Origin of the sequence: Veillonella sp. 3891 (assembly GCF_003992315.1) — a bacterium.
In the GTDB taxonomy this organism is placed as follows: Bacteria; Bacillota; Negativicutes; order Veillonellales; family Veillonellaceae; genus F0422.
Genome location: NZ_RQVE01000023.1, coordinates 1 through 11,872, shown reverse-complemented (window position 1 = coordinate 11,872; position 11,872 = coordinate 1). Strand labels below are relative to the sequence as shown.

Here is an 11,872-nt window from a genome sequence, read left to right as displayed (position 1 = left end):
TTTAGATGTCTTTGCAAACACTATTTTATCAGAAAGCTATGAATCTTTTTTAGTTGCACTTAGATCATAAATTCAAGCGCTAAAGAAATACACAAATAACAAAGGACTGAAGTAAATTCTAATACATCATTTTACTTCAGTCCTTATGTATCTATAGTATGCTAGCTTATACAATGCTACCATTATGCATTCTTTCTAGCATACACAATGCTACTATTATGCATTATTTCTACCATATTTATAGATCCATACAAGTCCATAGATACATCCGATGACAGTGGCAATCATACCACCAATGGATACATCCCAAAGGAACGCTAAGGCTACACCGATAGTCGTAGCTATGGTAGATACTATCATACTGATGAATAACATGGCTTTCACAGATCGAGCCAGCATAAATGCCGTCGCTGGTGGACCAATCATACAACCCGTTACCAAGATCGCACCTACCGTTTGAAAGGAAGCTACTGTCGTTAAGGACGTCAATGTCATAAGTCCATAGGACACTGCCATAGGCATTGCTTGATATACCTTAGCACACACAGGATCAAAGGTAGTAAGGATTAATTCTTTCTTAAAGAGTGCAATGCATACGGCATTGATAAGGCATACCAACATGGCGATCCATAACAACATAGGCCCTAAATCATAAGCATCTACGGTAAAGCGTTGGAATGTAGCAAAGGCTAAATCACCTAATATTGCTGTGTCCACATCGAGATGTATGTGTTTACCAAATAAGGTAACTAACACAATGGCTAAGGCAAATAAGAAGGGAAACACGATACCGATGGCTGCATCTGGTCGAATATACCGACGTTGTTGCATCCACTCGACGGCATACACCGTCCCTACTCCCATGGCGGTGGCACCAATGATAAGCCAAGGGGAGTTCAAATCTTTTGTCACCAAAAAGGCTAACACAATGCCTAAAAACACAGTATGTGTGATAGCATCCACCATCATAGATAAACGGCGTAGTACCAAAAATGTACCTATGAGGCTACAGCTGATGCCTGTGATTGTAGCGATACCCCAAATTTCTAATATATGACTCATCCTAAGCACCTCCTCACGAGGCGTTTACCATTAGCCAATACTAAACTTAATAATATCATACCAGTCATCACAATAATGATAATAGGGCCCGTAGGAAGATTGCCCCAGAGAGCGCTCACAAATGTGCCCGTAAATGCCACTGCACTACCACTGATGGCAGCAATGATCACTAAAGTACGTAAGGAATGAGTCCACTGACGACCAATCATGGCTGGGCCAATTAATAAGGAGCTAATTAATATAACCCCTACTGTCCGAATCCCGATGACAATAGTCACCACCAATGCGGCACGGTAAAAAAATCGCACCTTTGACACAGGAATACCCATCAACTGTGCCTCAATAGGGTCAAATACGGTAAGACTCAATTCTTTCCAAAGTATAATAACCCCGCCTACAATGCAGGTTCCACAAATGGCCATCACCCAAATGTCACTTTGCATCATGGTTACAGCTTGACCAAAGATAAATGTATTCAGACCTGCCTGTCCAGCATTTTCCATAGACTGTACTCGCGTTAATAACACTGTACCAAATCCAAAGAAGGCCGCTAAAATCGTAGCTAAGGCTGCATCAAAACGAACTCCTTTTTGGGATGTTTTGTGCATAATCCATTCTGACAAACAGGCCGTGCAAATCGCACCTAGTAACAGTACTGTAGTGTCTTTCACGCCTGTTAAAAGAAACCCCGCCACTACCCCAGGTAGTGTGGAATGGGCTACGCCATCGCCTAGTAAACTTTCTTGGCGCAAGACTGCAAAGGTTCCTATGACCCCACATACCAAGCCTAGCATCACCGTCCCCAGTGCTACGATTTGAAATGTATATTGTTGTAATAATTCCATGGTGCCTCCTAGTATGAATATGTCTCATCTAGGATATGGGAACCTACTATATCTCGAACTGGTCCCATGCCCACCAATCTGCGATTCACGCAGAGAACTTGATCAAAATACGTTTCTAAAGTCTGTAAATTATGATGCACAATGAGCAAGGTTTTACCTGCTGATTGCATTTCTTTCATAATCTTTACTAACACAGATTCTGTTGTCTTATCAATGCCTTTAAAGGGTTCATCTAGCAAGTACACCTCTTGGTTCTCCACCAAAGCACGGGCTAGGAATACACGCTGTTGTTGTCCTCCTGACAATTGTGAGATAGACCGTTCTGCATAGTCTAACATGCCTACCGTTTGCAAGGCTTTTGTCGCCTCATCTCGTTCACGTTTCCCTGGTCGTTTAAACCACCCCAGTCTGCGGTAGGTGCCCATTAATACCACCTCAAATACAGTGATGGGATAATCCCAATCTACTGCTGAAGTTTGTGGTACGTAAGCAATATGGTTATAAATGCTATTCGTTTTCGCGCCTCCATAAGCAGAAACTGTATTAGTATCTAATGTTAACTCAATCGTTCCTTCTACCAATGGCACAAGCCCTAGCATGGCTTTCACCAAGGTTGATTTGCCAGCACCATTAGGACCAACTATGGCCGTCATCGTTCCTTGTTCAATCTGAAAGGATACATCTTTCAGCACTACCGTATCATCATAGGCGACTGAAAGATGATCTACTTTCAAAATACACTTTCTATCACTCATCATTTAAGAGCGCCCACAATTGTATCAATGTTAGCTTTAACCATACCAATGTAAGTGCCACCTTCTGTGTTAGGAGAACCTAAGGAATCGGAGTATAATTCGCCGCCGATAGCCACATCCCAACCTTTAGCTTTACATGCTTCTTGTACGGCTTCGATCGTTTTATGAGGAACAGAAGATTCTACGAAGATAGCTTTGATTTTGTGGTCTACAATAAATTGTACTAAGTCGTTCATATCTTTTGTGCCTGCTTCAGTAGCTGTGCTCACACCTTGTAAGCCTTTTACTTCAAAGCCATAGGCACGAGCAAAGTAATGGAATGCATCATGAGCAGTGACTAATACACGAGATTGTTCAGGAATTTCTTTCGTTCTATCTTTAATATATTGATCTGCTGCATCTAATTCTTTCATGTATGCTTCGTAATTAGCCACATAATCTTTTTCATGTTTAGGATCTTTCGCTACCAATGTATCTTTTACTACTTTCGCAGCTAATTTCCAGTTTTGTACATCAAACCAAATATGAGGGTCTTTTGCATCTGGACCTTCTTCTTCAAAAGCTAATAAAGTAGATGGATCCATGTCTTTCGATACTTCTACTACAGTTTTATTAGATTTTTTCAATTCTTGGAATACTTGACCCATTTTACCTTCCAAATGGATACCATTTAAGAAGATAACATCGCCTTTTTGTAATGTAGATACATCACCAGCACTAGCTTGGTACAAATGTGGGTCTACCCCAGCACCCATCAAACCTTGTACTGTTACATGATTACCACCAATTTTTTGTACTAAATCTGTAATCATTGTTGTTGTAGTTACCACTTGTAATGGTTTATCTTCTTGAACCGTATCTGCTTGCTTTCCACAACCTGCAATGGCCATAATACAAACGGCAAAAACAATGAACAATCGCCAAAACTTAAATTCTTTCATGGTCTTTCCTCCCTTACTAAACATATGGGATGTCCCGTACTATCCCTAAATTAAAAATTCCATGAGTCTTACTTAGCTATACTATACCACAACTGATAGTATTTCTCAATATAAATTTTTAATTATATGTTTCAAAGAATAAAATATTTAGCTATTACCTTTGTTATCATTTATACCAATGATAATGGATATTGTTTGTTGTTTTTTGTTAAAAATCATTAAATACACTCTCTTTATAACTAAAAAGTCCATTTGAGGATGACAATACGCTTTATTTGTGATATACTACAGATACAAAAGTTAATCAAATCCATTGAAACAAAGAACCCCCACAGTTGCCGCTGTGGGGGTTCTGCTTTTTTTAGAGAGCTATCTCTAGGCTAATTACCTCTAAACTTTCTATCTAGCCATTTACAGATATAGGAACTAACTATACCTGCCACAATAGAAATAATAAAGTTAACCAAAAGCTCCATTGAAACACCCCCTTCCTGTCACCAGTATTGGGGAGGTAACATCTACAGTATATCAAAATTTTACAAATTGTAAAATAATTGGCTAACCAATTTTGTGATAAAAATAAGATATACAGATTCTTATAAAACAGTAAATACCGTCACTTCTCTAGCACAGTTTAACCGTACTGGGAACCAATGTCCCGACCCTCGGCTTACATAGGCAAATAATCCTTGCTCTTCGTACAGTCCTTTCCAATAGGGCTTGTACACTGGCACTAGGTTCATCCCCCACAGATTGATCTGTCCACCATGGGTATGTCCAGACAAGGTTAAAGGAATATGTCGGCGAAAAGCTTCAGGAATATAATTCGGATGATGTGCCAATAAAATAGGATATGCATTATCGGGTATGCCTTTCATGGCTTTATCTAACAAGCGTACGTTTTCCTCTTGCACATCATCTTTAAAGTGGTAATCCATGCCCACTAGGTACACAGGGCGAGGTCCACCTAATATCTGTTGATGGCTGTTGCGGTACATGTGCATTTTCGTTTGGCTCAACCGCTTCCACACACGCTCTACATCCACCCGGTATTCGTGATTCCCTAAAATATAATCAATGCCATCTGGAAAATCTTTCACACGGCTATCTAAATAGTCTGCCACTTCATCAAGATAGCCTAAGTCATCGATTAAATCGCCAGTAATAACCAAACGATTCGGATGTTCACTGGCAACGGCATCTACCATTTCTTTCAACTTGTCCATGCCAATGAATGGACCTAAATGAATATCGCTAAGTTGTCCAATTTTATATCCTTTTAGCACCTCTGGTCTATCTTTCAAGGCTAATTGGATTTTACGTAGTTGCAGTTCACCATTCCCCTGAAAGGCCGCTACTGATCCTGTCACACCTACTACAGCAGGTACCACCACAGCCGTACGTTTGAAGAAATTCCTACGGCTTATATGCAAAGGGTCATCTTCATTCACAGTTCTATTGGCTAGGTGCAATATTCCATAAAATATTCCGAATACAGCCAATATAAGACATGTAGCAACCAGTGCTACTACTAATCCATTTAGCTCTAGTAGCACAGGTCGTATTAAGCTTGGTAGGACTCCATCATGGATACCATACATAATTCGTTGCAACAGAATCGTACCTATGGCAAGGGCCAATCCCAGTCCACATCCGTAAATACAACCTTTTCGTTTACTCAGCCTTCTAAATAAGGCCACTAAATATCCTGTCATAGCTCCAAACAAAGCCATTCCAAGCACTAGGACTCCTATTAATATGTATATTCTCATCTATATCACTCCTCGGTATAGATTAACAAAGATCAATGAATTTCCCATGAGGACCCGCCCAAGGTAACACGTGAAAGGCTTCTTTACGACAGAGAATCCAATCGTCTTTCAAAGGGATAATCTGACCTTGTGCTACAGCTTGTTGCACCGCTTCATCACCTTCTAGCACAATCACATTTGACGAATCTATTGACACCTCTGTAGCTTCCCCTCGATAGCCTTTCATAGTCCATTTGCGGTGACTAAAAATATGAGTCACTTCTTTTACCATAGGCCGATCCATAGTTACAGCAATCCCAATGGATGCTAGTAACTCAATTAATTCTACTTTGCGACTCTCTGCTGTGCCACCTTCTACACTTGGAAATTCCCACATCCCTTGAAGTAAGCCTTCCTTCGGTCTCCGATGGAGCACATAATAGCCCTCTAGAGTTTGGACAATCCCTACGTAGAGCTGTACAGCCTGTACCTTTGTTTTCTTAATCCGTATTGGCAATACTTGCTCTGTTCCTGCTATTTTTGCTTCACAATCCTGCATCAATGGGCAAGATTCACAGCGAGGTGTTTTAGGAATGCAAATGGAGGCGCCAAAGTCCATGAGGGCTTCGTTGAAGTCTCCGGGGCGATCATAAGGCATCGTCTCTTCTACCAAAGCAGTAATCGTTTTTTTAGCTACCGTACCCAAAATATCTTCGTGGATATTATACAGACGAGCGTATACTCGGAGGACATTCCCATCGACGGCAGGTTCACGAAGATTATACGCAATGGAAAGCACTGCCCCAGCTGTATAAGATCCTACACCTTTTAAGGATTCCATTTCCTTCCTTGTTCGCGGTACTTGACCCCCATAGGTTTCTACTACTTCTTTCACACCTTGATGCAAATTACGAGCCCTAGAATAATACCCTAAACCTTGCCATGCCCGAACCACCGTATCTTCTTCGGCACTAGCTAAACTTTCTAGTGTTGGGAATTGTAATACCCAGTTTTCAAAATAGGGACGCATGGCCTCAATCCGTGTTTGTTGGGACATCACTTCCGACACCCAAATACGGTAGGGGTCTTTACTTTCACGCCAAGGCAAGTCACGTTTATGCACATCATACCAATCTAATAAATGTTTCGTCCATGCCACTTGGCTTTGCTGTTCTATTGGTTTCACTTCATTCCCTCATATATCCAAGCCGCCACACGGTCCACATCGTCGCTTTCTAGCACCTCTTCTACGGTCACGAATTGCATGGATTCTATCGTACTATTATCTTCCTTGAAGGTAATAATACCTTTCAATTTCTCGCCACGCCAAATCCGTGGAATCCACTCTTCATCACCAGCCCACATATGGTCAAAGGGCGTATTGTCCAACGTGAACCAATAAGGCTCCATCTCTTCCGATTCCAAAGGAATGCCTTGAAATTGTTCTACCATATATACATAACTAATATGGCTCAACTCCGGTGAGTAAGGGAACTGAAAGTCCAACAGCGCCACTGCTTGTAGGTCCTCTTCTTTCACCAGTAAGGATACTTCTTCGAAGACTTCTCGCACGGCACAAGCACGGAAACTTTCACCATCCTCAATTTTACCACCAAATCCATTATAATAGTCGGCTCCAAAGCCGCGTTTTTTACGTCCTAATAAAAATAAATTCTCCCGTTTTGGAAAACATAATGTTGTAGGTCTCATAGTTCCTCCTATTCTTTTTTTATTATATCATGTTTCACACTTTCATAAACCTCGCCCCCTATGATACTATAGTAATAGTGAGGTGAACTATGAAAGAACCATTAATTTTTGATATTGCTCTGGGACAAACAAAGCCCGACAGCATGCACAATCGCGACGGGCATTGCCCATTTTGCGAACCCTCGCAATTAACCGATATACTAGATACATCTGGGTCCATCATTTGGCTCATGAATAAATATCCTGTATTGGAACACACATGGCCTACTGTTATTATTGAAACGTCACCACATGTGCATACGGAATATTCTAAATTACCCTTTTCAGAAGCGGTCCATATTTTAGAGTTTGGTCGAACCAAATGGGAAGAGGTAAAAGCTAACCCTCGTTTTACGTCGGTCTTATTCTTTAAAAACTATGGTCCCATGTCTGGTGGATCTATTTACCATCCCCATAGTCAAATCATCGGCTTAGAGAACTATGATTACCGCGAAGATATTCACAAAGAACATTTTGATGGATGGCTTATCCATGAAGAGGATGGTCTGCGCATGACCTTATCCAATCGTCCTATCCATGGGTTCTTTGAATTTAATATGCGATTTGATCCACAATTAGATACGCCTATACTAGCCAACTACTTACAACGCACTTTACGGTACGTATTAGAAGACTTCTCTAAATATGCAAAATCTTATAATCTATTTTTTTACGATATTAATGACGGATTTCACTATCTTAAAATCGTGCCACGCTATATAACATCACCACTTGTCATCGGCTATGGGATTCCTCAAGTGTGCCATGAAACACGTGCCTTAGAGGTCATCCGTCATATACAACCATATTTACACAATTCTTTGGAGGTTTAATGAAAGTTTTTGCCATTGGCGATTTACACCTATCTGGGCAACCACCAACAAAACCTATGACCATATTTGGTCCACACTGGGATAACCACTGGGAACGTATCCAAGCACACTGGCGAGAACATGTAGAGCCTGATGACCTAGTCTTTCTAGTAGGCGATATGTCTTGGGCCATGCGCCTGACAGATGCTCAAATTGATTTAAATACCATCGCTGCCTTACCAGGTAACAAATTTATGATTCGTGGTAATCACGATTATTGGTGGACAAGCCTACAAAAAATGAATACCCTTATGGAGGGACGTATTACCTTCTTACAAGGTCGCGGCCTCTACCACAATGGCATTGCCTTCGGTGGCACAAAAGGGTATATCTACCCCCAAGATCCTTTCTTTAAAGAAGTCGATGACCGCCACATCTACGAGCGAGAGTTAATGCGTACCAAAGCCGCTCTAGACGCTATGGAAACTGCGATTACTGAAAGTGGTGATGACCCCCCTCAAGTAACACGCATACTTTTGCTGCACTATCCGCCAACCTTAGAAAACCATGCCAATGGATTTACGGACCTACTAGAACAGTACCATGTAGATCACTGCGTATTTGGTCATTTACATGACAAAGCATCATTTCAAAAAGTGCCATCCCATTGGGGACGCACACAATTACACTTAGTCTCAGCGGACGCCGCTAATTTTATGATGAAGGAGATACCATGAGCCGTATCCACAAAGAACACTTACAAGCAGGGTACATCTTTGGTGACCCTCATAACGAAGAATACCTATACCTACCAGCCGGCGAAGTTGGCTCTAGCGACCCTCGATGCATATTCGAACAAGGTCCTATAAAAGAAGACCTAACCCTAGACGAAGCGTGCCGTATCATCGACCGATACACATTAAAACCGTGCAAGCACCCAAGCCTAGGCAAACGGTCGTTTTAAGCTGCCATCTACCTATATTGGTTGTACTATGTTTTGACAAATTCATTTATATATACTATGACAACATTATATGTCATTCATAATAAAGTACCACCTATAATAAAATAAGTAGTCTTCCGTGAAAAACTATGCTATACTAGACATAACAAAAGAAGAGCCATCAACGTGTCGTAGGCGTTAGGCTCATCTCAGAGTGTATAAATAGTGATGGAGCCTAACGTGTTAAGTACTTGCGATACTTATCTTTACGTTAGGCTTTTCACTTACATGTTCAAATAAGTTAAAAATGCTATAACTAACATTCCAAATTGTATTAGTAAACTAAAAAACTCGAATGGTGTCATAGTATCACCTCCTCCCATTGATTAGGAAGAGATGAGCCCAACTCACGTTGATAGGGCTTCTATGCATATAGTATAGCATATTTTGCATATCGTTGATATAGATTGAAAATAATTATAAATTCTCTGAGAAACGCAGTTGCGTGTAGAACACAGCGGCGTTCCTTTGTTTATCTAAATAAGAAAATGCTAGAAGAGCACACCATATTCCGAAGCAAACCTAACGTAGTATCAGTTTGTGGAGGAATGTGGCGTGCTCTTCCCTTTGCTAAGTAAAAGAAACGCCACTGGTTTCATAACGAAGCCAGTGACGTCTTAATAAAGGGGGGTATTTTTTGTTGTTTGTGTTATTTGTATTTATATAGTAAGGGAGTTTTAAGGATATTATATAAGGATAGAATTAGTATTTACTAGTTTTCATATCTATAGCAATAACTTCGCCAGTCATCGCATCTACTTTGACTTCAGCTTCTTTACCACTACCATCAATCATATCTAATTCATATACAAGACGACCATGTTCTTTTTCTACGGACCAATTCATAGCTTCGAATGTACCGCCCACTTTTTCTTGAGCTTTTGTTTCTGCTACTTCTGGCATGATAATATCATTCACATCAAATGCCTTAGACATGCTATGGCTGCCTTTCATACCTTTACCATACATCATCGAACCTTGTTGTTTCATATGTTTACCATGTTCCATAGGCTTTACTTCTGTCTTTAGAATATCACCATTTTCACGAATATGCATCTCAATTTTTAAACCATCTACAATGCCATCTACTTCATACGTTGGATTATGCTTTCCATCATAAGAAATACCAATAATTTGCGCATCTGGATATAAGGATTTGAAAGTTGTTACAACCCCTTTATAATCTACATCGCTTAATGGTAATACGCTAGGAACCACGCTGCCTACACCATTCCAAGAATTAATTTTTGCCATTTGATCTGCCGGCATATTTTTCATCATACTTGTATTCGCAGCATTAGCTACACCACTTGTCATCATAAGACCTACACCTAGAGCCATCACAGCAGCTCCAAAACGAAACATTTTTTTCATAATTTCCTCCTTCACATGCCATCTGCATCGTGTCTTATATTTTAATTAAGGAATATTCGTTATTTCTAACTTGCTTATATCTTACTCCTCATCTATGAAAGAATGATGAAAAAAATATGAGCCATCTATGAAATTATGATGAATATTACATGAACTTTAGTAACCCTTTATATCCTTACCCAGAGTATCCCATATGCTCATCTACTACATTATATCAAATTTCAATATATATAGACCCTATACTAAATGTTGGGGCTACTCATATAAGAAAGGATGTCTGTTTTATATAAAATGTATTTATAAGGTGTTTTAACTGACCTTTAAGCGATCTTGTATTAAATGTTATAGCTATCTTCCAATTTAGATGTTGGCATGAAGATAAGCTACTTTAAGAGCAATTACTATAGTTTTGCCGAACCAGCCAATCCTCTTATCCTTTGAACACCATCAACAGTTTCTATTAGAACTTTACTTTGTTGGTTATCTAGATTAGCCATAGAATCTTCTAACGCTTTTAACGCCTACCCTTGAGTGAGAGTTCATCATAACTCTTCTTTTTTCCCTTCCTCAATTTGACGTGTTAATTTATAATAATATATTTTTGTTGTCCTGAAGATGTCTTTTCTAATATTTTTATATTAGAATTCCCGCTATTTACGTAATTCAGAAAAAGAGAGCCCAACAATAATCTATCTTTTCTTTCTATCCTATTCCATTCGTAACCCTTAAATAATTCTCTAAGTAAAAATACCTCATTCGTCTTTAAATTTATCGTTTCTTTAATTGCTATTTCCAATAAAAAGTTCACATCCATTTATATCACCTCGTATCAATGTTATTAACAATGTTATTAACAATGTTGTTGATAACATTATACCATTTAGATATTCAAATTGCAATAGTCATAAAAATGGTCTTACACCTCGAAGTTGGAAAATACATTTACTGCCATTCATAACTGTTATCTCATCTTGGCTCATCAGCTCCTTTCCTGTCTTTTGGTAATTGAGTCCATAACTATTAGCATTGGAGCGTGTTTCTGATGTGTTAAATAGGCCGATAGTTTCTTTACCCAGTGTTTCAGATAGCGCTTTAAGTGCGCTCTTTTCCTTTCCACCAAGAAAGAAGGTGCTATCACAGTTATCTACAATAGTATCTCCATTATCCTTGTAGATTGCCTTTAGCTGAAATTGTACCTGCCTGCTCTCGCAGACTATTTAATTTAATCATCATCTTTTTAGTGGTATTAAGTTATTTGCTTAAGGTTTTTAGTTCAGATAAGGCCTTTTCTAAAGAAGGATGTAATAATATTATTAAAGTTTTAAAGAGAATAAGTTATGGGGTACGTCATTTTGAATGATTCAGAGTTCGTATACTTCTATTGAGCAAAAAATAGGCTCTATGTCAAATTTTGGGGACAGCAATTAATCTGTTCAGTTTCTTTCATATAAGAGCTATATAAAAATATAAATATAATGAAATACTAAGAAACATAAGTGAAATACAATGGATGTAGCTAATTTTAGGTACCACAAAGTAGCCCCACTTATGTTTCTTTTTTGTGGGGAGACTACTTTCAT

13 protein-coding genes and 1 pseudogene are annotated in these 11,872 nt (G+C 39.3%); 3 read left to right on the top strand and 11 right to left on the bottom strand.

Features of this window, described 5'->3' with window-relative positions:
• Positions 1-216 precede the first annotated feature (216 nt).
• From EO118_RS08440 to EO118_RS08410, 7 genes are all read right to left on the bottom strand, one after another.
• The gene (locus EO118_RS08440) at positions 217-1,062 is read right to left on the bottom strand and encodes a metal ABC transporter permease (RefSeq protein ID WP_127069487.1); all 846 of its coding nucleotides are present in this window, start codon (positions 1,060-1,062) and stop codon (positions 217-219) included.
• Positions 1,059-1,907, bottom strand: coding sequence for a metal ABC transporter permease (locus tag EO118_RS08435; protein ID WP_127069486.1), 849 nt, complete (start codon positions 1,905-1,907; stop codon positions 1,059-1,061). The genes EO118_RS08440 and EO118_RS08435 overlap by 4 nt, the downstream gene beginning before the upstream one ends.
• A gap of 8 nt (positions 1,908-1,915) precedes the next feature.
• Positions 1,916-2,665 carry a metal ABC transporter ATP-binding protein gene (locus EO118_RS08430; RefSeq protein ID WP_127069485.1) on the bottom strand — a complete coding sequence of 250 codons (750 nt, stop codon included), beginning with the start codon at positions 2,663-2,665 and terminating at the stop codon, positions 1,916-1,918.
• Positions 2,662-3,603 (bottom strand): metal ABC transporter solute-binding protein, Zn/Mn family, encoded by a 942-nt coding sequence (locus EO118_RS08425; RefSeq protein WP_127069484.1) that lies wholly within the window; start codon positions 3,601-3,603, stop codon positions 2,662-2,664. Before EO118_RS08425 ends, EO118_RS08430 begins: the two co-directional genes overlap by 4 nt.
• A 596-nt stretch (positions 3,604-4,199) precedes the next feature.
• Positions 4,200-5,375, bottom strand: coding sequence for a metallophosphoesterase (locus EO118_RS08420; RefSeq protein ID WP_127069483.1), 1,176 nt, complete (start codon positions 5,373-5,375; stop codon positions 4,200-4,202).
• A gap of 22 nt (positions 5,376-5,397) precedes the next feature.
• Positions 5,398-6,531 (bottom strand): A/G-specific adenine glycosylase, encoded by a 1,134-nt coding sequence (gene mutY, locus EO118_RS08415; protein WP_164723882.1) that lies wholly within the window; start codon positions 6,529-6,531, stop codon positions 5,398-5,400.
• 5 nt (positions 6,532-6,536) lie between these two features.
• A complete protein-coding gene (locus EO118_RS08410) occupies positions 6,537-7,064 on the bottom strand; it encodes an 8-oxo-dGTP diphosphatase (protein WP_127069481.1) in 528 nt (175 codons plus the stop codon).
• An 89-nt stretch (positions 7,065-7,153) separates the two neighbouring features.
• Between EO118_RS08410 and EO118_RS08405 the strand changes: the two genes are divergently transcribed.
• Genes EO118_RS08405 through EO118_RS08395 form a run of 3 tightly spaced genes read left to right on the top strand, consistent with a single transcriptional unit; the run spans position 7,154 to position 8,879 of the window.
• Positions 7,154-7,936, top strand: a complete 783-nt coding sequence (locus tag EO118_RS08405; RefSeq protein ID WP_127069480.1) for a DUF4931 domain-containing protein — start codon at positions 7,154-7,156, stop codon at positions 7,934-7,936.
• Positions 7,936-8,652 carry a metallophosphoesterase gene (locus tag EO118_RS08400; RefSeq protein WP_127069479.1) on the top strand — a complete coding sequence of 239 codons (717 nt, stop codon included), beginning with the start codon at positions 7,936-7,938 and terminating at the stop codon, positions 8,650-8,652. The genes EO118_RS08405 and EO118_RS08400 overlap by 1 nt, the downstream gene beginning before the upstream one ends.
• Complete coding sequence (locus EO118_RS08395; RefSeq protein WP_127069478.1) at positions 8,649-8,879, top strand: hypothetical protein; 231 nt, start codon at positions 8,649-8,651, stop codon at positions 8,877-8,879. Before EO118_RS08400 ends, EO118_RS08395 begins: the two co-directional genes overlap by 4 nt.
• 263 nt (positions 8,880-9,142) lie before the next feature.
• On the opposite strand, the gene EO118_RS08850 is transcribed toward EO118_RS08395, so the two are convergent.
• The 4 genes and pseudogenes from EO118_RS08850 to EO118_RS08375 all read right to left on the bottom strand — a co-directional run.
• Positions 9,143-9,223: a putative holin-like toxin gene (locus tag EO118_RS08850; protein ID WP_370447269.1), complete on the bottom strand. Its 81-nt coding sequence runs from the start codon at positions 9,221-9,223 to the stop codon at positions 9,143-9,145.
• Between the two features lie 397 nt (positions 9,224-9,620).
• Positions 9,621-10,292, bottom strand: a complete 672-nt coding sequence (locus EO118_RS08390) for a PepSY domain-containing protein (RefSeq protein ID WP_127069477.1) — start codon at positions 10,290-10,292, stop codon at positions 9,621-9,623.
• A gap of 580 nt (positions 10,293-10,872) precedes the next feature.
• The gene (locus tag EO118_RS08380) at positions 10,873-11,106 is read right to left on the bottom strand and encodes a single-stranded DNA-binding protein (RefSeq protein WP_127069476.1); all 234 of its coding nucleotides are present in this window, start codon (positions 11,104-11,106) and stop codon (positions 10,873-10,875) included.
• A 91-nt stretch (positions 11,107-11,197) separates the two neighbouring features.
• Positions 11,198-11,491: pseudogene (locus tag EO118_RS08375) on the bottom strand (TraM recognition domain-containing protein); the annotation flags it as partial.
• Positions 11,492-11,872: the final 381 nt, after the last annotated feature.